The organism is uncultured Polaribacter sp. (assembly GCF_947497695.1).
In the GTDB taxonomy this organism is placed as follows: Bacteria; Bacteroidota; Bacteroidia; order Flavobacteriales; family Flavobacteriaceae; genus Polaribacter.
In genome coordinates, this window is record NZ_CANMHM010000010.1 from 58,468 (window position 1) to 83,355 (window position 24,888).

General features: G+C 29.6%; 19 protein-coding genes and 3 tRNA genes. 12 read left to right on the top strand and 10 right to left on the bottom strand.

Annotation, left to right across the window (positions count from 1 at the left end):
- Positions 1-128: 128 nt before the first annotated feature.
- Positions 129-959 (top strand): sterol desaturase family protein, encoded by an 831-nt coding sequence (locus Q0731_RS10490; RefSeq protein WP_299063728.1) that lies wholly within the window; start codon positions 129-131, stop codon positions 957-959.
- A 156-nt stretch (positions 960-1,115) separates the two neighbouring features.
- On the opposite strand, the gene Q0731_RS10495 is transcribed toward Q0731_RS10490, so the two are convergent.
- Positions 1,116-2,381: a DUF1343 domain-containing protein gene (locus Q0731_RS10495; RefSeq protein WP_299063733.1), complete on the bottom strand. Its 1,266-nt coding sequence runs from the start codon at positions 2,379-2,381 to the stop codon at positions 1,116-1,118.
- Positions 2,382-2,385: 4 nt separating this feature from the next.
- On the opposite strand from Q0731_RS10495, the gene Q0731_RS10500 reads away from it, so the two are divergent.
- Positions 2,386-3,621, top strand: coding sequence for an FtsX-like permease family protein (locus tag Q0731_RS10500; RefSeq protein ID WP_299063735.1), 1,236 nt, complete (start codon positions 2,386-2,388; stop codon positions 3,619-3,621).
- 337 nt (positions 3,622-3,958) lie between these two features.
- Here Q0731_RS10500 and Q0731_RS10505 read toward each other — a convergent pair whose 3' ends face one another.
- Positions 3,959-4,483: a YkgJ family cysteine cluster protein gene (locus tag Q0731_RS10505; RefSeq protein ID WP_299063737.1), complete on the bottom strand. Its 525-nt coding sequence runs from the start codon at positions 4,481-4,483 to the stop codon at positions 3,959-3,961.
- Between the two features lie 224 nt (positions 4,484-4,707).
- Between Q0731_RS10505 and Q0731_RS10510 the strand changes: the two genes are divergently transcribed.
- From Q0731_RS10510 to Q0731_RS10535, 6 genes are all read left to right on the top strand, one after another.
- Positions 4,708-5,850 carry an ATP-binding protein gene (locus tag Q0731_RS10510; protein WP_299063740.1) on the top strand — a complete coding sequence of 381 codons (1,143 nt, stop codon included), beginning with the start codon at positions 4,708-4,710 and terminating at the stop codon, positions 5,848-5,850.
- Between the two features lie 147 nt (positions 5,851-5,997).
- The gene (argS, locus tag Q0731_RS10515) at positions 5,998-7,773 is read left to right on the top strand and encodes an arginine--tRNA ligase (protein ID WP_299063743.1); all 1,776 of its coding nucleotides are present in this window, start codon (positions 5,998-6,000) and stop codon (positions 7,771-7,773) included.
- A gap of 211 nt (positions 7,774-7,984) precedes the next feature.
- A complete protein-coding gene (lpdA, locus tag Q0731_RS10520) occupies positions 7,985-9,373 on the top strand; it encodes a dihydrolipoyl dehydrogenase (RefSeq protein WP_299063746.1) in 1,389 nt (462 codons plus the stop codon).
- Positions 9,374-9,566: 193 nt separating this feature from the next.
- On the top strand, positions 9,567-9,941 hold the full coding sequence (locus Q0731_RS10525; protein WP_299063749.1) for a LysM peptidoglycan-binding domain-containing protein: 375 nt from the start codon (positions 9,567-9,569) through the stop codon (positions 9,939-9,941).
- 76 nt (positions 9,942-10,017) lie between these two features.
- Complete coding sequence (locus Q0731_RS10530) at positions 10,018-10,290, top strand: hypothetical protein (RefSeq protein ID WP_299063751.1); 273 nt, start codon at positions 10,018-10,020, stop codon at positions 10,288-10,290.
- 11 nt (positions 10,291-10,301) lie between these two features.
- Positions 10,302-10,904: a hypothetical protein gene (locus Q0731_RS10535; protein ID WP_299063754.1), complete on the top strand. Its 603-nt coding sequence runs from the start codon at positions 10,302-10,304 to the stop codon at positions 10,902-10,904.
- Positions 10,905-11,057: 153 nt separating this feature from the next.
- On the opposite strand, the gene rlmF is transcribed toward Q0731_RS10535, so the two are convergent.
- Positions 11,058-11,912, bottom strand: a complete 855-nt coding sequence (gene rlmF / locus Q0731_RS10540) for a 23S rRNA (adenine(1618)-N(6))-methyltransferase RlmF (RefSeq protein WP_299063757.1) — start codon at positions 11,910-11,912, stop codon at positions 11,058-11,060.
- Between the two features lie 277 nt (positions 11,913-12,189).
- Entirely contained in the window at positions 12,190-13,782 is a 1,593-nt protein-coding gene (bshC, locus tag Q0731_RS10545; protein WP_299063760.1) for a bacillithiol biosynthesis cysteine-adding enzyme BshC, read from the bottom strand.
- A 509-nt stretch (positions 13,783-14,291) separates the two neighbouring features.
- Here bshC and Q0731_RS10550 point away from each other — a divergent pair.
- Positions 14,292-16,067, top strand: a complete 1,776-nt coding sequence (locus Q0731_RS10550; RefSeq protein ID WP_299063763.1) for a long-chain fatty acid--CoA ligase — start codon at positions 14,292-14,294, stop codon at positions 16,065-16,067.
- Entirely contained in the window at positions 16,045-16,236 is a 192-nt protein-coding gene (locus Q0731_RS10555) for a transposase (RefSeq protein WP_299063766.1), read from the top strand. The genes Q0731_RS10550 and Q0731_RS10555 overlap by 23 nt, the downstream gene beginning before the upstream one ends.
- Positions 16,237-16,330: 94 nt before the next feature.
- Here the strand turns inward: Q0731_RS10555 and Q0731_RS10560 are convergent.
- From Q0731_RS10560 to Q0731_RS10575, 4 genes are all read right to left on the bottom strand, one after another.
- Positions 16,331-16,404, bottom strand: a tRNA-Arg gene (locus tag Q0731_RS10560).
- Between the two features lie 29 nt (positions 16,405-16,433).
- A tRNA-Pro gene (locus Q0731_RS10565) sits at positions 16,434-16,508 on the bottom strand.
- 15 nt (positions 16,509-16,523) lie between these two features.
- Positions 16,524-16,605 (bottom strand) — tRNA-Ser (locus Q0731_RS10570).
- Between the two features lie 103 nt (positions 16,606-16,708).
- A complete protein-coding gene (locus Q0731_RS10575; protein ID WP_299063769.1) occupies positions 16,709-18,772 on the bottom strand; it encodes an HDIG domain-containing metalloprotein in 2,064 nt (687 codons plus the stop codon).
- A gap of 133 nt (positions 18,773-18,905) precedes the next feature.
- On the opposite strand from Q0731_RS10575, the gene Q0731_RS10580 reads away from it, so the two are divergent.
- Together Q0731_RS10580 and Q0731_RS10585 are read left to right on the top strand one after the other, a co-directional pair.
- The gene (locus Q0731_RS10580) at positions 18,906-20,081 is read left to right on the top strand and encodes an acetyl-CoA C-acyltransferase (protein ID WP_299063771.1); all 1,176 of its coding nucleotides are present in this window, start codon (positions 18,906-18,908) and stop codon (positions 20,079-20,081) included.
- A 26-nt stretch (positions 20,082-20,107) separates the two neighbouring features.
- On the top strand, positions 20,108-20,881 hold the full coding sequence (locus tag Q0731_RS10585) for an NlpC/P60 family protein (RefSeq protein ID WP_299063774.1): 774 nt from the start codon (positions 20,108-20,110) through the stop codon (positions 20,879-20,881).
- A gap of 62 nt (positions 20,882-20,943) precedes the next feature.
- Here the strand turns inward: Q0731_RS10585 and Q0731_RS10590 are convergent, their stop codons facing one another.
- Both Q0731_RS10590 and gyrA read right to left on the bottom strand, forming a co-directional pair.
- Positions 20,944-22,188, bottom strand: coding sequence for a tetratricopeptide repeat protein (locus tag Q0731_RS10590; RefSeq protein ID WP_299063776.1), 1,245 nt, complete (start codon positions 22,186-22,188; stop codon positions 20,944-20,946).
- 19 nt (positions 22,189-22,207) lie between these two features.
- Positions 22,208-24,742 (bottom strand): DNA gyrase subunit A, encoded by a 2,535-nt coding sequence (gyrA, locus tag Q0731_RS10595; protein ID WP_299063779.1) that lies wholly within the window; start codon positions 24,740-24,742, stop codon positions 22,208-22,210.
- Between the last annotated feature and the right edge of the window lie 146 nt (positions 24,743-24,888).

Below are 24,888 nucleotides of genomic sequence, written 5' to 3' on the forward strand. Positions count from 1 at the left end.
TACTAGAATTATTTTGAAGTTTATTTCTAGTTTACAAAATTACAAATTTTAATACTGATAAACTCTAAAACATATCTGAATTTAAGAGTTGGTAAGTTTTCACTATTTTAGTAGAAAATAAAATCAATATGGAAACTATTTTTAATTATTTCGAAACAATTCCTTCTAGTCACAGAAGCCTCATTTTAGTTGGGGGAATCACATTTTTTTGGTTTTTAGAAGGTGCAATTCCGTTATTTAAATTTGATTACAAAAAATGGAAACACGCTTTACCTAATTTATTTTTTACGTTTACAACAATTATCATCAATTTTGCATTGGCTTTTTTACTCTTAAAAACTGCTGACTGGGTACAAGCCAATAATTTTGGTTTGATAAATTGGCTGCCAGAAATGCCACTTTGGTTTTATATTATTTTAGGAGTCTTATTTTTAGACTTTTTTGGTGCGTATTTAGCACATTTTGTAGAGCATAAAACGCCACCTTTATGGAAGGTTCATTTGGTACATCATTCAGATCATAAAGTAGATACTACTACTGCAAACAGACATCACCCCATAGAAAGTGTCATTCGTTTTGCGTTTACTTTGTTGGGCGTTTTTTTAGTGGGAACACCAATTGCCATTGTAATGATATATCAATCAATGTCTTTAATTTTTACACAATTTACTCATGCAAATATTAAAATATCACCAAAGGTGGATAAATTTTTGAGCTACTTTATTGTTTCTCCAGATATGCATAAAATTCATCATCACTATCAATTACCTTATACAGATTCTAATTATGGAAATATCTTTTCTATTTGGGACAGACTTTTAGGAACTTATATGGAAATGGACAGAGAAAAAATTGTGTATGGAGTAGATACTTTTCCAGATGAAGAAAAAAATTCTTCTTTAAAAGAATTGTTAAAGCAACCTTTTCAAAGTGTTATAAAACCAAATGAAATTAGATAACATAATGTCTATGTCATTCCTGCAAAAGCAGGAATCTAAACTGAAATTATAAAAAATACGTTGTCTAAACCTGTTAAATAAATATCTTTTTTATCAAAGGCTTTGGGTTTATTTATCTACTCATTTTAGTTTGCTATCTCCAAAGAAATAAAAAAACTACTTATAAATCAGATACTTATTTCTAATCAACTTAAAATCCTCTAAATCTTTATCCCAAGTTTTACTAATTTCAAGAGAAGAAAAACCTTGTTCTATTTGTTTTTGAAGTTTAGTATTCCCTGCATGAATGGTAAAACTTTCTCCAAAAAACCTTTCTGTTTTTGGCGTTTTTTGATAGGCGTCAATTAGCCATTCTAAATTAACAGAGCTCTGTTTTTGCATATTACTTAAATCTACACCAAAACAAGGTTTGCCTTTATGTTTTGGATATTTAGCTCCAAAATTGGGTGTTGGAATGTAACTAAAACTACTTTTAGAAAAAAAAGGTGCTCCATATCTTTGAAACTGAAATTCTGTTCCTCTTCCTGCATTAATGGTTGTTCCTTCAAAAAAACCTAAACTGGGGTATAAATTGATAGATTGATCATTAGGCAAATTAGGAGAAGGTCTTATTGTTAAACTATAAGCTAAATTATGGGTGTAATTTTCTAACGGAATTACAGTTAAATCGCACTTCACTCCATTTTTAAGCCATTTTTCGCCATTAATCATTTGCCCATATTCACCAATAGTCATTCCATAAACAACAGGCACTTTATGCATCCCTACAAAACTTTTGTGCTTTAATTCTAAAACAGGACCATCAACATAATGTGCATTTGGGTTGGGTCTGTCAAATAATATGAGTGGAATTCCAAATTCTGCACAAGCTTCCATTACATAATGCAACGTAGAAATGTAAGTGTAAAAACGAACCCCAACATCCTGAATATCAAAAACCACAACATCTACTCCTGCTAATTGCTTTGCAGAAGGCTTTTTACTTTTTCCGTATAAAGAAACAATGGGCAAACCTGTTTTTGTATCAAAACCATCTTTTACAATTTCAGCAGCATCTGCTTTTCCTCTAAAACCATGTTCTGGAGCAAAAACTTTTTTAACATTTATATCTTTATAATTGTGTAAATAATCTACTAAGTGATGTGTTACTTTTTTAGATCCCATTATATTAGAACCAACTTCTGCTCTTTGCAAAACAGACAAAACAGAGGTCTGGTTTGCAACCACTGCAACATTTTTTCCTTTTAAAAATTTTAAATATACATCTGTTCTTTCTGCTCCTGTTTTTAAAATAGTGTCTTTTTCTAAAACAGTAACTTTAATATCTGGACTCTGTACTTGTTTTGCGCAAGAAATCAGCTGAAAATTCAGCAGTAGAAATAAGAATAAATATGTATTTTTACGGGGTTTAAAATCAATCATCAATTTGAATTACGAGTTATTTATTGCTAAACGTATAATTGCTGGCAAAAAGTATAAAAATAGTATTTCATCGCCAATAATAAAAATTGCAATCACTGCAATTGCATTGGGTATTATTATTATGTTAATTGCAGTAGCAACTGGTGCTGGCTTGCAATATAAAATTCGCGATAAAATGGCAGGTTTTAAAGGCCATGTACAGATTATCAATTACGATGCCAACAATTCTGATGTTTCTACAACACCCATCAAAAAAAACCAAGATTTTTATCCTGAATTTAAAGACATCGATGGTATCAAAAATATTCAAATCTTTGCATACAAAGGAGGAATTTTAAGAACAAAAACCGAATTTGAAGGCATTATTTTTAAAGGTGTTTCTACAGATTACGATTGGACTTTCTTTAAAGAATATTTAGTAGCTGGTAATATTCCAAATTTTAATGAAGAAAGAACAAAAGAAGTTTTGTTATCGCAAACAATTGTAAATCGTTTACAACTAAAATTAAACGATGTAATTTTAGCAACTTTCTTAAAAACAGCAAATAGTAAATTACCATCCAATAGAAAATATAAGGTTGTAGGGATTTACAATTCTGGCTTTGCAGAATTTGATAAAACCATGATGATTGGAGATATTAGAGAAGTACAAACCTTAAATAAATGGACAAATAACCAAGTTGGTGGTTTTGAAGTTATCTTAAATAACTTTGATAATATTGAACAAAAAGGAGCAGAAATTTACAGTAATATTGGGGCAACACTAAACAGTAAAACCATTTTAGAAGCCTACCCAACTGTATTTGAATGGATCAAACTTTTTGACAACAATGTATGGTTTATCATTGCCATTATGATTTTGGTTGCAGGTATTAATATGATTACTGCCCTACTTGTTTTAATTTTAGAACGCGTACAAATGATTGGTATTTTAAAAGCTTTAGGTTGCACAAATACAAGCATTCGTAAAATATTTTTATACAACGCTTCATATCTTATTTTAAAAGGACTATTCTGGGGTAATATTATTGGTCTAACCATCTTATTTATGCAATACTTCTTTAAAATAATTACGCTAAATCCAGAAACCTATTATGTAACTACAATGCCAATTCACCTATCATTTACTTACATTATATTGCTAAATTTGGGTACGTTAATCATGTCCTTTTTAATGCTCATTATCCCTTCTTACATCATCACAAAAATAAACCCATCTAAGTCTATTAAGTTTGCATAGTTCTTGGGCGTTCCCTAAAAAGGTCGCGCTTTCATTACTCGCTTTTTTTTTAATACTGATAAAAATCAGCATTAAAAAAAAGAGCTCAAACATGCCATTCAATCGCTAACGCAAAAGGCTAATTAATTAGAAATTTAATTCTTAAAAATTAGAAGATTAAAAAATTAAAAAAACAACAAAACCACCTCAAAAATGAGATGGTTTTGCTTAATCAACTAACCAAATTTGCTTTTACACAAAGAAAACAATTAACTACTTTGTTTTCATATTTATACAAGCAACTTCTATGCCAAAATTTAAATGAATTGTATTTTTAGATATATTTAAGAAAAAACACTTAACTCCTTCTCTTTTTTACTTTAGAAACCATTGGAACTGCTTTTTTTAAAGCCTCTACAATATTATAAGTAGCAGGACAAATAGCAGTGTTAGCTACTGTTAAATCAGAAATATTAATAAACTTCTTTCTATTTGTATGTGGATATTCTGCACAAGCTTTTGGGCGAACGTTATAAATAAAACAGGTATTATCAGACGCATCTAAAAAAGAACAAGGTGCTGTTTTTAATACCATAAAATTATCTTCATCCCTTTCTAAATATTGCTTTTGAAAATCTGCAACTTTCATTTTTAAATGCTTAGAAATACGTTCTATGTCTTTATCTGTAAAAATAGGACTTGTAGTTTTACAACAGTTTCCGCAAGTTAAACAATCTGTTTTTTCAAACTCAGCATCATGCAATTCTTGCACCACATAATCTAAATTCTTAGGTGTTCTTTTCTTTAAATTAGCAAAATATTTTAAATTTTCTTTAGTCGCTTCTTTTGCTAACTTTGGGAGCTCTGATAAACGTTTTTCCATCTCACAAAAATACAATTTAATAGTTTGTAATATTAAATCTTAAAAATAGATTCTTAACTTTTTTATAAGCATCAAATCAACCTTATAGCATAAAATACACTATAACTGACTCAATTAATGTAAATACAGTCAACTAACTGACTTAATTTATGTAAATACAGTCAACTAACTGACTTAATTTATGTAAATACAGTCAGTTTTAAAATAAAATGTATCTTTGTTTTATGAAAACTGAAATAGAAAGAGCTGTAATTAATGAAGTTAACAGAAAAGCGCAACCTAATAAAGTAATTTTATTGGTAGGTGCAAGACGTGTTGGTAAAACCAGATTTATTAAAAAATATATAGAAAATTTTTCAGCAAATAAAGTTTTAAAATTAAACGGAGAAGATATTGATGATGCTAAATTATTAGAAAGAAAAAGTGTTGCAAACTACAAGCGTTTGTTAAACGGAATAGAATTACTAGCTATAGATGAAGCTCAACACATACCAAACATTGGACTCATTTTAAAACTTATTATTGATGAAATTGAGGGCATCAAAATAATTGTTACAGGTAGCTCTATGTTCGATCTAAACAACCAATTAGGTGAACCTTTGGTGGGCAGAAAATACACGATTTATATGTACTCCATAAGTCAGATTGAGTTTTCTAAAACTGAAAATTTTAAAATTACAACAGAAAAGTTAGAAGAACGATTGCTATTTGGTGGCTATCCAGAGCTAATTCATCTTCCAAAATGGAAAGATAAACAAGAGTATTTACAAGAAATTATAAATGATTATTTACTAAAAGATATTTTAATTTTTCAAAACATAAAAAAGGCCGATAAAATATATAATTTATTACGTTTATTAGCTTTTCAGGTAGGCAATGAAGTATCCTTGAATGAATTGGGCAATCAGTTACAAATTTCTAAAAATACTGTAGAAAATTATTTAGATTTATTAACCAAAGTTTTCGTGGTTTTTAAAGTAGAAGGTTTTAGTAAAAATCTACGAAAAGAAGTTACAAAATCTAGCAAATGGTACTTTTATGATGTTGGGATAAGAAACGCCATTATTAAAAACTTCAACCTTTTAGAAAACAGAAATGATGTTGGTCAAATCTGGGAAAACTACCTAATTGTAGAACGCATGAAAAAACAAGAATACCAGAGAATTTCTTGTAATAATTATTTCTGGCGAACTTATGACCAGCAAGAATTAGATTGGCTAGAAGAAAAAGCAGAAAAACTACATGCTTTTGAGTTTAAATGGAACGCAAATAAAAAAGTAAAAATACCAACTGCTTTTGGCAAGGCGTACACAAATGCAAGTTTTGAAGTAATTAATAAAGAGAATTATTTAGATTTTATTTTATAAAACAAACAATTGTATAATTCTAAATAACTGAAATTAATAGACCTCACAGGTTTTTAAAACCTGTGAGGTCTTATTTGTAAAAGGTAATTTAATACTTCTAAAAACAAATAAAAAACATTAATTTCGCAACTCAATTTTTACAAGTAGATGAACATTCAAAACACCATAGAAACCAACGTAAAAGCAGGTTTTTCAGCACTTTATAATATAGAAATTCCTTCTGTAGAATTTCAGGCAACCAGAAAAGAATTTGAAGGAGATATTACCGTTGTTGTTTTTCCTTTATTACGCTACAAAAAAGGAAATCCTGTTGCTATTGGTGAAGATTTAGGGAAATATTTGGTAGAAAACGTTACAGAAATTACCAATTTTAATGTGGTTAAAGGTTTTTTAAATTTGGTTATTGATGATACTTTTTACACTAATTTCTTCAATTCAATTTATACAAATACCAATTTTGGTTTTGTTTCACCAAAGGCTGATGAAAAAGCAGTAATGGTAGAATATTCTTCGCCAAACACCAACAAACCTTTGCATTTAGGGCATGTTAGAAACAATTTGTTAGGCTATTCTGTTTCAGAAATTATTAAAGCTGCAGGTAAAAAAGTCTATAAAACACAGATTATAAACGATAGAGGAATTCATATTTGTAAATCGATGTTGGCTTGGGAAAAATTCGGAAACGGAGAAACTCCAGAATCTACAGGTTTAAAAGGCGATAAATTAGTTGGGAATTATTATGTAAAATTCGACCAAGAATATAAAAAAGAAATTTCTGCTTTAATTGCAGCAGGTAAAACTGAAGATAAAGCTAAAAAAGAAGCTCCTTTATTTTTAGAAGCCCAACAAATGTTGTTAAAATGGGAAGCAGGAGATACAAAAGTTGTAAAACTTTGGAAAATCATGAACTCTTGGGTCTACAGTGGTTTTGAGGTGACTTACAAAAACATGGGTGTCAATTTTGATAATCTTTATTATGAAAGTAACACCTATTTATTAGGAAAAGATGTGGTTGCCCAAGGTTTAGAAAAAGGCGTTTTTTACAAAAAAGAAGATGGTTCTGTTTGGTGCGATTTAACTGAGGATGGTTTAGACGAAAAAATTGTATTGCGTTCAGATGGTACAGCTGTTTATATGACTCAAGATATTGGTACAGCAATTCAGCGTGTAAAAGATTTCCCTGATGTTGGTGGAATGGTTTATACTGTTGGTAATGAGCAAGATTATCATTTTCAAGTGTTGTTTTTAATTTTGAAAAAATTAGGGTTTGATTGGTCTAAACAATTGCATCATTTAAGCTATGGAATGGTAGATTTACCTTCTGGGAAAATGAAATCTAGAGAAGGAACTGTTGTTGATGCAGATGAATTAATGGAAGAAATGACTGCAACTGCAAAAGAAATTTCAGAAGATTTAGGTAAGTTAGATGGTTATTCTGATGAAGAAAAAAACGAATTATACAAAACGATTGGTTTAGGTGCTTTAAAATATTTTATTTTAAAAGTAGATCCTAAAAAGAGAATTTTGTTCGATCCAAAAAGTTCGGTAGATTTTCAAGGAAATACTGGGCCTTTTATACAATATACGTATGCTAGAATTCAATCTATTATTAGAAAAGCAGATTTTGATTATTCACAACCTGTTACAATAGAATTACACGAAAAGGAAAAAGAATTATTAAAACAAATAGAATTGTATCCTGAAACTGTGCAACAAGCTGCTGCAAATTATTCGCCAGCAATTATTGCAAATTATACATACGATTTGGTAAAGGAATTTAATTCTTTTTATCAGAATGTGCATATTTTAGGAGAACAAGATTTAAATAAAAAAACTTTTAGGGTTCAGTTATCTAAAAAGGTAGCTGATACAATTAAATCTGCGTTTTCTTTATTGGGAATTAATGTTCCTGAGAGAATGTAAAAAAGTTGGCAATAAAAAAAACTGTTTTAAGTAAAAACAAAAGCTAGCAAAAAATTGCGTTAGGGATTGAAATGGCATCCTTTTTTGTTTTTCACAAAAAAGATATAATGGAAAGCCCGTTAAAACGCCCAAAAAAATAAGATACATTTCTATATTAATAGAATTAGAATCAATAAATTTGCAAAACAAACAATACAGATAAAACTCAATTATGAAATACGACATCATTATTATTGGAAGTGGTCCTGGAGGATATGTTACAGGAATTAGAGCTTCTCAATTAGGCTTTAAAGTTGCCATTGTAGAGAAAGAATCTTTAGGTGGAATTTGCTTAAATTGGGGTTGTATCCCAACAAAAGCCCTGTTAAAATCTGCACAAGTGTATGATTATTTAAAGCATGTAGATCAATATGGTTTAAAAGCAGAGGCTATTGATAAAGATTTTGATGCCGTTATTAAAAGAAGTCGTGGTGTTGCTGATGGAATGAGCAAAGGGGTTGCTTTTTTAATGAAGAAAAACAAAATTGACATTATTGATGGTTTTGGAAAAATTAAAACTGGTAAAAAAGTAGCTGTTACTGCAACAGATGGTACTGTAACTGAATATAGTGCAGACAATATTATTATTGCAACGGGTTCTAGATCTAGAGAATTGCCAAATTTACCACAAGATGGTGAAAAAGTAATTGGATATAGACAAGCAATGACGTTGCCAAAACAACCAAAATCTATGATAATTGTAGGTTCTGGAGCTATTGGTGTTGAGTTTGCACATTTTTATAATACTATGGATACTGAGGTTACTATTGTAGAATTTCAACCAAATTTAGTACCTGTAGAAGATATTGATATTTCTAAACAGTTTGAAAAATCTTTGAAAAAATCTGGTATTAAAGTAATGACAAATTCTTCTGTAGAATCTGTTGATACTTCTGGAGAAGGCGTGGTTGCTACTGTAAAAACTAAAAAAGGAGAAGAAACCTTAAAGGCTGATATTTTATTATCTGCAGTTGGTATTAAATCGAATATAGAAAATATTGGTTTAGAAGATGTTGGTATTATTACTGACAGAGATAAAATTTTAGTAAACGATTTTTACCAAACAAATATACCAGGTTATTATGCGATTGGTGATGTAGTTCCTGGGCAAGCTTTAGCACATGTTGCTTCTGCAGAAGGGATTACTTGTGTTGAAAAATTAGCTGGTTTACATACAGAAAAAATAGATTATGGAAATGTACCTGGTTGTACATACGCAACTCCAGAAATAGCATCTGTTGGTATGACAGAAGCACAAGCAAAGGAAGCTGGTTATGAATTAAAGGTTGGTAAATTCCCTTTTTCTGCTTCTGGTAAAGCAAGTGCTGCTGGTACTAAAGATGGTTTTGTAAAAGTTATTTTTGATGCAAAATACGGAGAATGGTTAGGTTGCCACATGATTGGTGCTGGTGTAACAGACATGATTGCAGAAGCAGTTTTAGGACGTAAGTTAGAAACTACTGGGCATGAAGTTTTAAAAACAATTCACCCTCACCCAACCATGAGTGAAGCTGTAATGGAAGCTGTTGCAGATGCTTATGATGAAGTGATTCATTTATAAAAAACTTATAATTACAAAGATTAGCGAAGTAATATGTTAATTATGTAAGCATAGATTGCTACAAAAAGTTAAAAAACTATTGTGGCAATAATAATTAAACTACAAAAACAGTACGTTTATCGAAAACCGAAGTATTTTACTTCGGTTTTTTTTGTATATTTCAACGATTATTAAAACAATTAAAAAATCAAAAATGAAAGCAAAATATCAAAGTGTATTAAATTTAGGAGAAAAATTAGCAATTCAGAATGGTGATGTAAAAGAAGAAAATGGACAATTACACATTACTGGAACTGCAAAAAACCAATATGAGAAAAATCTTATTTGGGATGAAATAAAAAAAGTTGGAGGAGAAAATCCTTCTGATATTGTTGCAAATATTGAGGTTGCAGATACTTCTGTTTTTGCAAACCACACTGTTGTAAGTGGAGATACTTTAGGTAAAATTGCAAAACATTATTATGGGAGTGCATCAAAATATACTGCTATTTTTGAAGCAAATACAAACATTTTATCTAACCCAGATGTTATTAAGGTTGGGCAAGAATTAGTGATTCCTAATTTATAGAAAATTACTTTTTAAATATATTTAAACCGAAGCAATTTGCTTCGGTTTTTTTATCTTTGAAAAATTAAATAGAATTATGAGCACAAAAGAAAATAGTAAAAATAAGAACCATGTTTTTATAGAATATTGGGATAAAAAAAGAACCAATAGACTTAAATATGCTTTATTACAAAGTGTTTATTTTGCAATTCCTTTTAGTTTTGTTTTTCAGGCGATAGAAAGTGTAGAAGGCTTTTTAACACTGAATTTTGTTTTTAAATTGCTAACCATTTTTAGTGTGTATTTTCTTTTATCTTATTATGTTTCTTATAATATCCATGAAAGAAAATATAAAAGATTAAAAAAATAAGAGGTAAACTTTTGATTACGAACAAAAAAAAGTTTTTTTTAGAAACTCTAAAAGCTCTTATTAAACTAATAATTGCAGGTATTCTTATTGGAGTTTTAAAACAATATGACGCCATAATTGCAGTTCTTTTAATTGTTAAAATTACACACAACATCTATAAAGAAATTATACAACCAAAAGACAATAAAAATTGGTTGTTGCTAGTGGGTATGTTGCTCACTGGTTTTGGTGGTATTGTTGGTGAAACTTGGGGCGTTGCAAATGGCTATTGGAAATATCATCAAGTTACAAGAGAACTACCTTTATGGTTACCTTTTGCTTGGATGCTTGCTTTTCATTATTTATACAAATTAGAACGGAATTTAATTCCGCTTTTAAAAGTAGCTTCTCAAAAAAACAAAATTATTTTAGCAATTATATTGGCATTAATTTTACCAGCTTTTGGTGAGGTAATTACCATTTATTTAGGTGTTTGGACGTATTATTGGCCTTATCAGCTTTTTGGAGTGCCTTTATATGCTTTTATTTGTTTGGTATTTGTACACATGTTAGTATATACCATTTTACATTTTGTTTGTAAAAAGTATAAAATAGAAGACATCGTTTTTAATTGATGATTACACAGAGATTCATTAGGATTAAAAAATAAGACACGAATTTTACGGATTTCACAGATTGGTTATTTCGTTGAGATTCACAGAGAAATTACGCAAAGAATCGTAGAGTTTTTGAGAATTTTTACCCCTTTAGGGAATTAAAGGGGCTTTTTAAAACCTCCAAGTAACAATTCTAGTTACTTTATTACCTTGATGCATAGGAATTATTTTAAATTCTATTGCTCCTAATTTTTTGGATGATTTTTCTAAACTTTGTACATTTTCTTTCTTAGAAACCAAACTTGTAAACCATTTGCTAGTTTTTTTAAACAAAGAACTTTCATACAAATAATTGTGTAAAAAGGCTTTTTCTCCTCCAATATACCACAATTCATTATTGTTTCCTGCAAAGTTTCTTACAGCATTATTTCCTAAGTTTCTAGTTTTTCTGCTATTTGCTCCTTGTGCTTCTTCTGCAGATTTGTAAAAAGGAGGGTTACACATAACCGCAGAAAAAGAATCATCCTCCTTTAAAATTCCTTTTAAAATTTGTTGTTCATTCAATTGCTGACGTAATGCTACTTTATCCGTAAAATTATTATCATCAATAATATCTTGGGCAGTATCTAAAGAATCTAAATCGATGTCTGTTGCTACAAAATTCCAATTGTATGCTGCAACTCCAAGTAACGGATAAATACCTGTTGCACCTGTACCAATATCTAAAATTTTTATATTTTCTTCGGATGAAAGCAGGTCTGCTAAATGATGTATATAATCTAATCTTCCAGGAATTGGCGGACATAAATTTTCATCAGGAAAGTCCCATTTAGAAATTTTATCAAAAGAAAAAAGTAAAGATTTATTTAACTCTTTTACAGCTATAGGATTTGAAAAATCGATTGTTACAGTTCCAAATTCGTTTTTAACAACAAACTCTTTTAAAGCAGGATTTATAACAGTTAATTCATCAAAATTATAGCCTTTATTAAATTTATTTTTTGGATGTAAACCTTTTTCTTTCATTATAATTGATTCATTATATTATAAAAAGTTGACACAGATTTTACTGATTATTGCAGATGTTTGTGTGGTACTTTTTGAACATCAAAAATAGGGTATCTAACCTTAATTTGATTGATTTTTTTGGGTAAGTTCAAAATAATTTCTCTTCGAATGAAATTTCTCATTAGTTTATCTTGAGTGAAGTTAAAGGCTTAAAAAAGCTCATTTAGAAATGACAATAGGCTATTAAAAAAAACTCAGCGATTCTGTGAGATTTCTCTGTGAATCTCTGAGTTATTTATAACTCTAAAACAGTAAACTCTAACTGCAAAGGTTTTAAATTGTCTTTTAAAACTTCAATAAAATTATTTCCATATTCTAAATAATATTCAGAAAAATTACGTTGTCTTTCTTCTAAACTTTGGTTAGGTAAAATTTCGTTTTGAAGTTGAGTAATTCTATCTACCAAATCTTTTTGCCTTTTTTTCTCTGCTTTTAATAAGCGTTTTTGCAAATATTCTAACCCTTTAATTTGCTTTCTTTCTTGAGCATTTACTGCATTTACAAAAGAAACATCTGTTTTTTTGGCAACTTCTTTTAATTCTGAAAATTGGTTTTCTAAAAACTGAATTTTTTTATCAAAATCCACTTGAATACCTGAATTTTCAATTACTTTTTTTGATAGTAATGTATGCTGATTTAAAAAAAGTTCTTCTAAAGAAATATTTAGTTTTTCTAACTTATGAACTTGTTTTTCTGATAGTATTTGTACAGAATTACGCAGCAATAAAATAGGAAAAGGAATATTTACTGCTTTAAAATAAGCTTTCAATTCTAACCAATATGCCATTTCTCCTCCTCCACCTAAATAACAAAGGTTTGGTAAAATAACTTCTTGATATAAAGGCCTCATAATTACGTTTGGCGAGAATGCTTTTGGATTATCATCAATTTCTTTCAAAATTTCTTTTTTTGAAAAAATGATCTCTGTATTGTTTACTTTATAGATTCCATCTTTAAAAATAATGCGTTCTCTAAAATCATTGCCCAAATAAAATAAATTAATTTCTCTTGGATTTACTTGAATTTTATAATTTTTCTCTAGCGCTAAATTTGTTTTTGAAACTTCTTTAAAGGAGGTTTTATTTTCTAATTCCTCTTTTACAAATGGGTTAAATAATTGTTTTAAGGGAGTATCATCTCCATCTAAAATTACCAAACCATACTCAGAAAACAACTCATTTGCAATATATCGTGTTGCAGCTGCTAAATTTTGATGTTTTAAATATCCTTCAGAAAAAAGATTTTTAAGAAATTTTGCATTCTTAGAATTCCCTAAATGATTTGCAAATACCTCAAAAACATCGGCTAAACTATCCGTAGAAAAACGACCTACTGCTCCACTTTCATTACTATTCCACTGTACTTTTTTTCCATCAAAATTAAAATAATTAATTTCCTCAAAATCATGATCTTCTGTTGCCATCCAATAAATTGGGACAAAATTTTGTTCAGGGAATTTTTCTGATAATTCTTCACATAAATTAATCGTAGAAAGTATTTTGTACAAAAAATACAAAGGCCCTGTAAATAAATTCAATTGATGCCCTGTAGTAACTGTAAAGGTATTTTCTTTATTTAAACTTTCAATATTTTGTTTTGTCTTTTCAGATATTTTAAAACTTTTATATTGATGTTTTAATGCATCAACCAAAACCAATCTAGATTGTAAACTGAATGATTTTTGTTTTTCTGCTATTTGATTTTTAAAACCTGTTATCTCTGGATAATTATTATAAAATGGTTGTATCGCTTTGTTTTTCTCCAAATAATTAATCATTGTTTTAGAGAAAAATCCGGTTTTTGAAAATGGTATGTTTGTTACTTTCATATTGTAATCATACAATTTTGGTAACAGTCAGAATCTGAGTTAGAATTCATTTAGCCTAATTAATTTTGGATAAAAATACGAATAATTTTTCCTTTGTCGTTTCTCTAAAATTATACTAACAAAGTTTTAACAAGAACCAAATTCTTTTGAAAGAAAATTAGAATTGCATCAACATAAAATAAGTAAATAAAAATACTATTTTAAATAAAAAATCAGTAGTTTTTATATTCGTGTCAATTCTATTTTTACTTAATGATGATTTTAATTGGTAAATTTCTGGCAAAAAATTAGGAATAAACTAATAGTGTGAGTTTTGTTCTATAATAAAATAATAAATGGTTAATTTTTAAAATTCATTTTAATATATAGTGAAAAAGACCTGTGACATTTATTAAAATAACGAGAAAAATATATAAATATTAAATTATTCTTAAAATTAAACTCTATTTAATTCACATTTGCTAAATCAAGCTAAAATCACTAATTTGCCTATCACAAAATCAATATTTATGGCTACAGAAATTACAAGGTTATTCGATTTCCCTTATTATCAGTTAGAAACTTATAATTTAAAGAATGCATTTACATCAAAAGCAAGTGGGGATTGGAAAACAATCTCTACAAAAGAATATATTGATCAAGCAAATCAAATTAGTAGAGGGCTTATAAAATTAGGGATACAACCTAATGATAAAATTGCAGTAATTTCATCTACAAATAGAACAGAATGGAATATTTGTGATATTGGAATTTTACAAACAGGTGCTCAAAATGTGCCTATTTATCCAACAATTTGTAAGGAAGATTATGAATATGTGATAAATCATTCAGAATCTACTTATTGTTTTGTTTCTGACAAAGAGGTTCTAGAAAAAATAAACGCTATAAAAGGCAACACTCAACTAAAGGATGTGTTTACTTTTGATGATATTAAAGGAGAAAAAAATTGGACTGAAATTCTAGAACTAGGGAAAGATGATATCAATCAAAACCTTGTTGAAGAAAGAAAAAACAATGTAAAAACAGATGATTTAGCTACCTTAATTTATACTTCTGGTACAACAGGAAAACCTAAAGGTGTAATGCTATCTCACAAAAATATTGTAAGCAACGTTTTAAGTTCGATGGATAGAGTTCCACTAGATTATGGAAACTCTAAGGGCCTGAGTTTTTTACCTATTTGTCATATTTTTGAACGTATGATTTTATATTTATACCAATATTGTGGTGTTTCTATTTATTTTGCAGAATCTATTGAAAAACTTGCAGAAAATGCTCAAGAAATTAAGCCTCAAGTAATGACAGCTGTACCACGTTTGTACGAAAAAATTTATGACAAAATAATTTTAAAAGGAGAAGCATTAACTGGTATAAAAAAAGGCTTATTTTTTTGGGCTGTTAATTTAGGTTTAAAATATGTGCCAAATGGTGCAAATGGTTGGTGGTATGAAACACAACTAAAGCTAGCTCGAAAATTAATTTTCTCTAAATGGCAAGCTGCTTTGGGAGGAGAACTAAAATTAATGGTTTCTGGAAGTGCTGCATTACAACCAAGATTAACAAAAGTTTTTGCAGCTGCAGACATGCCAATTATGGAAGGATATGGATTAACAGAAACGTCGCCTGTTATTTCAGTGAATGACCAAAGAAACAAAGGCTTTAAGACAGGAACTGTTGGTAAAGTAATTGATGGTGTTGAAGTAAAAATTATAGAAACTGGTGAAATTATTGTAAAAGGACCAAATGTAATGCTTGGTTATTATAAAGATATAGAAAAAACTGAAAGTGTTTTAAAAGACGGTTACTTTTATACAGGAGATAAAGGTGAGTTTGATAATGAAGGTTTCCTTAAAATTACAGGAAGAACCAAAGAAATGTTTAAAACTTCTGGAGGTAAATATGTAGTGCCTCCTTTATTAGAAGGCGAACTAAAACAATCTTTATTTATAGAGCAAGTAATGGTAATTGGTGAAGGTGAAAAAATGCCAGCTGCTTTTATTCAACCAAATTTTGAATTTATAAAGGGTTGGATTAAACATAAAAAATTAAATATAGGTTTAACAAATAAAGAAATTATTACTTCTGATATTGTGATAGCACGTATGCAACAAGAAGTAGATAAATGCAATAAAAACTTTGGTAAATGGGAACAAATAAAACGTTTTGAATTGACACCTGAGGTTTGGTCTATAGAGGAAGGACATTTAACACCTACAATGAAAATGAAACGTGAAGTTATTAGGGAAATCTATAAAAATTTATATGATAAAATTTATAAGGAGTAACCTTTTCATACTTTTAAAAAAACAAAATATACTTAACTATTTTTATAACAGAAGTACAAATGCTTCTGCTGAATCTTTTAACTTCAAAATAAAAGCATTTAGAACACAATTTAGGGGTGTCAGAAATATAGAATTCTTTCTTTTTAGACTAACTAATATTTATGCATAATTTCTAAATCCCACAACTTTTGGACTTGATCCCTGTAAAACCCCAAAAAAACTACAGAAAACAAAAAACCACACTAAAAATAGTGTGGTTTAAGTGAGCCCTGAAGGATTCGAACCTTCGACCGCCTCCTTAGAAGGGAGGTGCTCTATCCAGCTGAGCTAAGAGCCCGTAGTTTTTAAGTTGCTACGGCAACTTTGTCGGGGTGGCAGGATTCGAACCTGCGACCTCCTCGTCCCAAACGAGGCGCGATGACCGGGCTACGCTACACCCCGAGTGCAATTTTTTAGCGGAGAGACAGGGACTCGAACCCTGGCGACCCTAAGGTCGACAGATTAGCAATCTGCTGCATTACCACTCTGCCATCTCTCCTTTCGACTACAAACAAAAAGCTTGTATTGAAATTGCGAGTGCAAATTTATAACTAGAAAAAGGATAAAACAAGACTTTTTTTACTTTTTTTAATTTATTATTTTCACTCAGGATATTCGACTCTCAAATGATACATATTCATCAATTTTTTCTTAATAACTTTTTTTATAATATCAATTTCTTTAAAAGTTATATTTGAATTTAAAAACTGATTATCAGACATTTGTTTGTCGATAATTTTATCTATTAAATTACTAATAGATAAAGCTGTTGGTTTTTTTAAACTTTTTGAAGCTGCCTCTGCAGAATCACACATCATTAAAATGGCAGTCTCTTTTGAAAAAGGAATAGGGCCTCGATACTGAAACTTCTTAATATTTACCTTTGTTTCTGGATTTAATTCTTTTTCCTTTACATAAAAATAATAAGTTAAAGTTGTACCATGATGAGTTCTTATAAAATCGATAATTCTGTCTGGTAGTTTATTTTTTTTCGCTAATTCTATCCCTTTTATTACATGGTCTGTAATAATTTTAGCACTATCTCTTGGAGATAAATCGTTATGGGGATTTACACCTGTAGATTGATTCTCTGTAAAATACATTGGATTTAACATTTTACCAATATCATGATACAAAGCACCTGTTCTTACCAACATTGAGTTTGCTCCTATTTCATTTGCAGCTGCTTCTGCTAAATTAGCCACTTGCATAGAATGTTGAAAAGTACCTGGTGCTTTTTCATTTAACTCACGTAATAACTTTGTATTTGTATTAGAAAGTTCTAATAAGGTAACATCAGAAACCAAACCAAATACTTTCTCATACATATAAATTAAGATGATGGATAAAAATGATAACAATCCATTTGCTGCAAAAAGCAAGAAATATCCTCCATTTATTTGAGAGGCATTGCCTTCTTTAATAATTGAGAAAGCAAAATAAGTAATCATATAAATGAGTGTTATTTGTGCCACAGATATAAATAGATTTGCTCTTTTATATAACTCAGAAACAGTAAGAATGGTTACTATACCTGCAATAATATGTAGGTAAATAAATTCAAAACTATCTGGCACAATGTAGCCAAGAAGTAATACTGTTAAAACATGGGTAAACAATCCTAAACGTGCATCAAAAAAAGCCTTTAAAACAATTGGTAACACACTTAATGGAACTACATACAAATAATCTGAATTGTATTTAATTACCAATGTTTGTATAAAAATCATGGAAAATACATTGAAAAATATAAACGTAACTTTGTTATTGTTGTCATATATTTCTACTCGGTACTTTTTTAAGAACAACAAAAGCATTAATAAAGCTAAGGATACCAATATTGTATATCCTAAAATAATCCAATTGTAATTAGAATCTGACCAAACTTGAGATTCAGATTCACTTTTTAAAGAATTTAATATGGCTAACTTTTTACCTTCAACAAAATCTCCTTTTAAAATAATTAATTTACCTGATGCTACTTTGCCTTTGGTGTAAGAAATACTTTTAAATTCATTTTCAATTACTTTTTCTGTATATTCTTTATCAAAAAAAATGTTTGGTTTTATAATTTCAGATAATAAGCCTAACATTACTTTTTTACCATAATTTGCTTTTTCTTTTTCTAAATTACCTCTAATAATTTCTAAAACATCTTTAGAGGTCAATAAATTTTTAAAAATAAAATCTTCTACCTCGTTTCCTTTTCTAATGGCAACTATTTCGTTATTATTAAAAATTTTATCTTGACTTACTTCTTCTAAAAAACCTTTATTGTAAACCTTATCAATAACATCTTGACCTATTTTAGACAAAACTTCAATTTTTTGAGCACTTAAAGAGTCTGTTTTTTTTAAAAGAGAAATCCTACTATTATAAGTTGATCTAACTTTAACTTCAATATCAAAATTCTGTAAAAAATATTGTTTTGAGTTTCGCTTAACCTCCTTTTTTTCTGTAGCAATTTCTTCTGTTGTTTTTTGAATGGCAAAATCAAAGGGAGCGTACAAATTATCATACCTCCATAACTGGCCGTTATTAAATTCGTACTTAAATTGACCTCCTTTTGGAAATAAATAAACAATAGCAACAGTAGTAACTAAAAACAAAATTACCTTGAAAAAAAATGTGTTATTTTGATATAATTTGTTGATGATGTTTTTCATACAGTAGATCTTCTTACAACAAACTTACCATAAAAAAATTAAGGTCAGAAATTCAAGTTGAATAATAAATCTAAAATTGATTAAAAATAGTTAATTTAGCATCAAAACCCTGGGTAAACTAAATCACTCATTTATGAAAGAAGTAGTAATTGTATCAGTAGCAAGAACTCCAATTGGTAGTTTTATGGGGAGCTTATCTACTATTGCAGCTCCTAAACTAGGTGCAGTTGCCATAAAAGGTGCTTTAGAAAAAATACAGTTAGATTCAAATTTGGTAGAAGAAGTTTTTATGGGAAATGTTGTTTCTGCTGGCTTAGGACAAGCACCTGCAAGACAGGCTGCTATTTTTGCAGGAATTCCTAATTCTGTTCCATGCACAACTGTAAACAAAGTATGTGCTTCTGGTATGAAAGCTATTATTTTAGCTGCCCAAACAATTATGTTAGGTAATGCTGAGATTGTTGTTGCAGGAGGAATGGAAAACATGAGTGCTATACCTCATTATCAACATGCAAGAAAAGGGGCTAAATTTGGAGCTATTTCTATGGAAGATGGCTTGCAAAAAGATGGTTTAATAGATGCTTACAATCAAGTAGCTATGGGTGTTTTTGCAGATAAATGTGCTAAGAAATATAATTTTTCTAGAGAAAACCAAGATAATTTTGCCATACAATCTTACAATCGTTCTGCAAAGGCTTGGAATGATGGAAAATTTGCTAATGAAATTGTATCTGTAGAAATTCCTCAAAGAAAAGGAGAATCTATTATTTTTTCTGAAGATGAAGAATACAAGAATGTGAAAATGGATAAAATTTCCACATTAAGAGCCGCCTTTACTAAAGAGGGTACAGTTACAGCTGCAAACGCATCTTCAATTAATGATGGTGCTGCTGCTTTGGTTTTAATGTCCGCAGAAAAAGCGAAAGAATTAAATATAAATCCTATTGCAAAAATAAAAAGTTTTGCTGATACTGCCCACGAACCTGAATGGTTTACAACAGCACCAGCAAAAGCAATCTCTAAAGCGTTATCAAAAGGCAACATATCTATTGATAAAGTAGACTATTTTGAATTAAATGAAGCTTTTTCTGTGGTTGGTCTAGCAAACATGAAGATTTTAAGTATTACTGATGATAAAGTAAATATAAATGGTGGTGCAGTTTCTTTAGGACATCCTTTAGGAGTTTCAGGTGCAAGAATCGTTATTGCTTTAACATCTGTCTTAAAACAAAACAATGCTAAAATTGGTGCTGCAGCTATTTGTAATGGTGGTGGTGGTGCAAGTGCCTTAATAATAGAAAGTATTTAATAAAAACCTTAACTAAAACTCATAACTTGTTATACGGAATTTGTAATTTAAGTATTGTTCCATTAAGAGCTTCTCCTTTAAACAGTTCAGAAATGGTTAGTCAAGTTTTATTTGGCGAAACTTTTGAAATTATTGAAGAAGAAAAAGAGTGGAGTAAAATCCGTTTGTCTTCTGATAAATATATTGGCTTTATAGATCATAAACAATACGAAAAAATTTCTGAAGAATCTTTTTTTAAGTTAAAAACAGAAAAACAATATCTTACAGCAGAAGTAATTGAGATTATTACCAATGATAAAAATGAATTAACAACAATTCCTTTAGGTGCTAACTTACCTTTTTATGATCATGGAAAGCTAAAAATTAACAAGCAATCATATTTATATAAAGGACTAGCTGTTCATCAAAAAAAATCTAAAAAAGAAATTACACAGTTTGCTTTTTATTATTTAAACTCTCCTTTTTTATGGGGAGGAAAAACTCCTTTTGGTATCGATTCTTCTGGATTTACCCAAATGGTTTATAAACTTTGTGGACACATGCTTTTTAGAGATGCTAAAGAACAAGCAGCACAAGGAGAAGTACTAAGTTTTATAGAAGAAAGTGAACCTGGAGATTTAGCTTTTTTTGATGATGATGAAGGCGAAATTATACATGTAGGCATAATTCTAAAAGATTACCACATTATTCATTGCCATGGTAAAGTTAGAATTGACATGTTAGATCATAGTGGAATATTTAATGCCGACTTACAACAGCACACACATAAATTAAGAATTATAAAAAAAATGATTGATTAATTTTTATCAAAAAAAAACCAAAACTAGATAGTTTTGGTTTTTTTTTGATAAAAGAGTCAAAGTTAATTACCTCTCATTTCTTTATAAATAGGTCTTAAAGCGTCTGCTTTAGATGCCATTTCTAAATTATCATAGATATTTAAAAGTGTTCTTAGAGTATCTTCACTTCTATTTAAACTATCTGCTTTTTCTAAATATGGTAACGCATCTCTATATATAGCTTTTTGTTGTTTCTGTAATGCGTTATATTTTTTTTCATTGCTTAAATTTTCATTCATTTCATCAACAATTACTTTATCTCTTGACAAAATAGCAATTGCTAAGTTTAAATAAGCATCTCCATAATCTGGTTTTAATTCTACTGCTTTTTTATAATAACCAATAGCTTCTTCCGTTTTATTTTGCCCTGAATTTACAATTCCTAAATTAAAAAATAAAGTTGGGTTGGTAGGATCCATTTTAACTGCTTCCTCCATTAACTCTCCAAATTTGTCCATTTTATCAAGCTTTATATACATTTGAGCTTGATTCAATAACAAATTAATATCTTTAGGATTCGATTTTCTAGCTTCCTCTAAAGCATCTATTGCTAATTCTGGTTTTCCCTGAGTTACATAAATATAACCGATATTTTTAATAATGTCAGCTTTTTTAGACTCTGTTATCTTTTCAGTAGGGTTGATATATTGACCAAATTTAACCATTGCATCTCTATTCTCTTTACTCCCTAAATTTTCTGTTACACCTGTTTCTTTATTTTCAGCCAAATATTGAGTAGCAATACCAGTATAATTAATTGCTTGTAACTCTTTATAATACTTTAAAGAAGTATCATAACCTTTTGCTGCAAAAGAACTCATTGCTGCATTGTATAAAAATGCAGTGTCCTTAGGACTTAATTGATACGTTAAATAAAAATTATTGGTTGCTTTCTTATAATCTTTATTATTATATAAATCAATTGCTTTCTTTAAAACATTTTGTACTAGTTTCGTCAACTTAGGTTGAGCTGTATTGGTATACTTCTGTTTACCTGTTTCTTTTTCAAAAGAAATTAATTTATTGTAGGCATCAGCCGCTTTTTTTACATCTGATTTTCCATAAGCAGATCCTTTTAAAAAGAAATATTTTGCTTTGTACTTCTCATCCATTGAATCTTCGGTAGCTTCTAAACCAGCTATTGCAGCTTTTGCTTCTTTAAAGTCTCCTTTTTTAATTGCTTTTTCAGCAGCTTTTAATTCGTCTTTTTGCGCAAAAGTAGCTATTGAAAGTAACCCTACTGTAAACGCTAGTATTTGTTTTTTCATCTTACTAATTATTAATTTATTATTCTTCTTTATTTTCAGTTGAATCGGTTTCAATTTTCGTGCCATTTTCTATTTGATCTTCTACAGAATTTTCTTCCACTTCTTCATCAACATCTTCTTTATGAGCTACTTTTGCAACAGCTGCAATGCTATCAGAATCTTTAATGTTTATTAAACGAACACCTTGTGTTGCACGTCCCATAACTCTTAAATCTTCAACAGCCATTCTTATGGTTAAACCAGATTTATTGATAATCATTAAATCATTAGAATCATCTACATTTTTAATAGCTACTAAGTTACCTGTTTTCTCAGAAATATTTAAAGTTTTCACTCCTTTACCCCCTCTATTTGTAACCCTGTAATCTTCTAATTTAGAACGTTTTCCATAACCTTTTTCAGAAACCACCAAAATATTGCTTTCCATATCATTTACAGCAACCATACCAATTACCTCATCATTTTCATGTTTTAAAGTAATTCCTCTAACTCCAGAAGCAGTTCTACCCATTGGACGCGTCTTCGCTTCTTCAAAACGAATAGATTTACCAGATGCTAATGCTAACATTACTTGGCTATCACCAGTTGTTAACTTTGCTTCTAACAATTCATCACCTTCTTTAATGGTAATTGCATTGATACCGTTTGTTCTTGGTCTAGAATATTGTTCTAAAGAAGTCTTTTTAACCTGCCCTTTTTTAGTTGCCATAATCACATAATGACTATTCACATATGCTTCATCTTTTAAATCTTGTGTAACTAAAAAAGCTTTTACACTATCATCTTGTTCAATATTGATAAGATTCTGCATTGCTCTACCTTTGGTGTTTTTTCCACCTTCAGGAATTTCATACACACGCATCCAAAATACTTTTCCTTTTTGAGTAAAAAACATCATATATTGATGGTTAGTACCAACAAATAAATGCTCTAAGAAATCTTCATTTCTAGTGGTTGCACCCTTTTGACCTCTACCTCCTCTATTCTGTACTTTGTATTCTTCTAGATTTGTACGTTTTAAATAGCCTGCATTAGAAATTGTTACTACAACTTTAGTATCAGGGATCATATCTTCAATACGCATATCTCCTCCTGCATATTCTATTAAAGATCTGCGTTCATCACCATATTTTTCTTTAATGTGTAGTAACTCGTCCTTAATAATTTGATAACGTCTAGGTTCGTTAGATAAAATATCTTTTAAATCTGTAATAGTTATCATTATTTCGTCATATTCAGCACGTAATTTATCTTGTTCTAGTCCTGTTAATTGACGCAAACGCATTTCTACGATTGCTTTTGCTTGAATTTCTGTCAACTCAAATCGCTCAATTAAACTTTCTCTTGCTTCATCTGCATTATTAGAGGCTCTAATAATTTTTATTACTTCATCAATATTATCAGAAGCAATAATTAATCCTTCTAAAATATGAGCTCTAGCTTCTGCTTTCTTTAATAAGTACTCTGTTCTACGAACAATAACTTCATGTCTATGTTCTACAAAATAGTGTATTAATTGCTTTAAATTTAATTGCTCTGGCTTCCCATTAACTAGTGCAATGTTATTTACACTAAAAGAGGTTTGTAATTGAGTGTATTTAAAAAGTTTATTTAAAACGATATTAGGTATTGCATCACGTTTTAAAATATAAACGATACGCATACCATTTCTATCAGACTCATCACGTATATTTGCAATACCTTCTAATTTCTTTTCGTTAACCAAATCAGCAGTCTTTTTAATCATGTCTGCTTTATTAACTTGGTAAGGTATTTCATTAACAATAATACACTCACGCCCCTTAACTTCTTCAATTATTGCTTTAGCACGCATTACAATACGTCCACGACCTGTGTGAAAAGCATCTCTAACACCATCATAACCATAAATAATTCCTCCTGTAGGAAAATCCGGTGCAGTTACATGTTGAATTAGCTCATCAATCTCAATTTCTCTATTGTCTATGTAAGCAACTGTTCCATTTATAACTTCTGTTAAATTATGCGGTGCCATATTAGTTGCCATACCAACTGCAATACCAGAAGCTCCATTAATTAGAAGTGTAGGTATTTTTGTTGGTAAAACGGTAGGTTCTAAATGTTCATCAGAAAAATTAAGTTTATGGTCTACTGTATCTTTATCTATATCTGCCAACATCTCTTCAGATATTTTCTGCATTCTTGCTTCGGTATATCGCATTGCAGCAGGAGAATCTCCATCTACCGAACCAAAATTACCTTGACCATCTACCATCATATAACGCACACTCCAATCTTGCGCCATTCTCACCATAGCATCATAAACAGAAGTGTCTCCATGTGGATGATATTTACCTAATACTTCACCAACAATTCTAGCGGATTTTTTATGAGCTCCTGTTGCTTTAATTCCTAATTCATGCATCCCAAATAACACTCTTCTATGAACGGGTTTTAAACCATCTCTCACATCTGGTAATGCCCTAGAAACAATCACTGACATCGAATAATCGATGTATGCAGCTTTCATTTGCTCTTCAATGTTAATCGGAATCAACTTTTCTCCGTCTGCCATATATAATTTTGATTAAATTTTAGTCATTTTTTTAAAACAAGGCAAGATACTATTTCTTATAGTAATTACAAAGGTTTCAATAAGCGATATCAAGCAGAGTTATCAACATTATTTAATAATTTTTAACACCTATAAGTTTGTGTTAT

What these genes read in the sequence shown, in the direction of transcription:
- lpdA (WP_299063746.1), top strand. Translation starts at nt 7,985, where the DNA reads ATGAAATACGACATCATTATTATTGGAAGTGGTCCTGGAGGATATGTT.
- argS (WP_299063743.1), top strand. Translation starts at nt 5,998, where the DNA reads ATGAACATTCAAAACACCATAGAAACCAACGTAAAAGCAGGTTTTTCA.
- Q0731_RS10530 (WP_299063751.1), top strand. Translation starts at nt 10,018, where the DNA reads ATGAGCACAAAAGAAAATAGTAAAAATAAGAACCATGTTTTTATAGAA.
- Q0731_RS10505 (WP_299063737.1), bottom strand. Translation starts at nt 4,483, where the DNA reads ATGGAAAAACGTTTATCAGAGCTCCCAAAGTTAGCAAAAGAAGCGACT.
- Q0731_RS10525 (WP_299063749.1), top strand. Translation starts at nt 9,567, where the DNA reads ATGAAAGCAAAATATCAAAGTGTATTAAATTTAGGAGAAAAATTAGCA.
- Q0731_RS10550 (WP_299063763.1), top strand. Translation starts at nt 14,292, where the DNA reads ATGGCTACAGAAATTACAAGGTTATTCGATTTCCCTTATTATCAGTTA.
- Q0731_RS10555 (WP_299063766.1), top strand. Translation starts at nt 16,045, where the DNA reads ATGATAAAATTTATAAGGAGTAACCTTTTCATACTTTTAAAAAAACAA.
- Q0731_RS10575 (WP_299063769.1), bottom strand. Translation starts at nt 18,772, where the DNA reads ATGAAAAACATCATCAACAAATTATATCAAAATAACACATTTTTTTTC.
- Q0731_RS10510 (WP_299063740.1), top strand. Translation starts at nt 4,708, where the DNA reads ATGAAAACTGAAATAGAAAGAGCTGTAATTAATGAAGTTAACAGAAAA.
- Q0731_RS10590 (WP_299063776.1), bottom strand. Translation starts at nt 22,188, where the DNA reads ATGAAAAAACAAATACTAGCGTTTACAGTAGGGTTACTTTCAATAGCT.
- bshC (WP_299063760.1), bottom strand. Translation starts at nt 13,782, where the DNA reads ATGAAAGTAACAAACATACCATTTTCAAAAACCGGATTTTTCTCTAAA.
- gyrA (WP_299063779.1), bottom strand. Translation starts at nt 24,742, where the DNA reads ATGGCAGACGGAGAAAAGTTGATTCCGATTAACATTGAAGAGCAAATG.
- Q0731_RS10580 (WP_299063771.1), top strand. Translation starts at nt 18,906, where the DNA reads ATGAAAGAAGTAGTAATTGTATCAGTAGCAAGAACTCCAATTGGTAGT.
- rlmF (WP_299063757.1), bottom strand. Translation starts at nt 11,912, where the DNA reads ATGAAAGAAAAAGGTTTACATCCAAAAAATAAATTTAATAAAGGCTAT.
- Q0731_RS10490 (WP_299063728.1), top strand. Translation starts at nt 129, where the DNA reads ATGGAAACTATTTTTAATTATTTCGAAACAATTCCTTCTAGTCACAGA.
- Q0731_RS10495 (WP_299063733.1), bottom strand. Translation starts at nt 2,381, where the DNA reads ATGATTGATTTTAAACCCCGTAAAAATACATATTTATTCTTATTTCTA.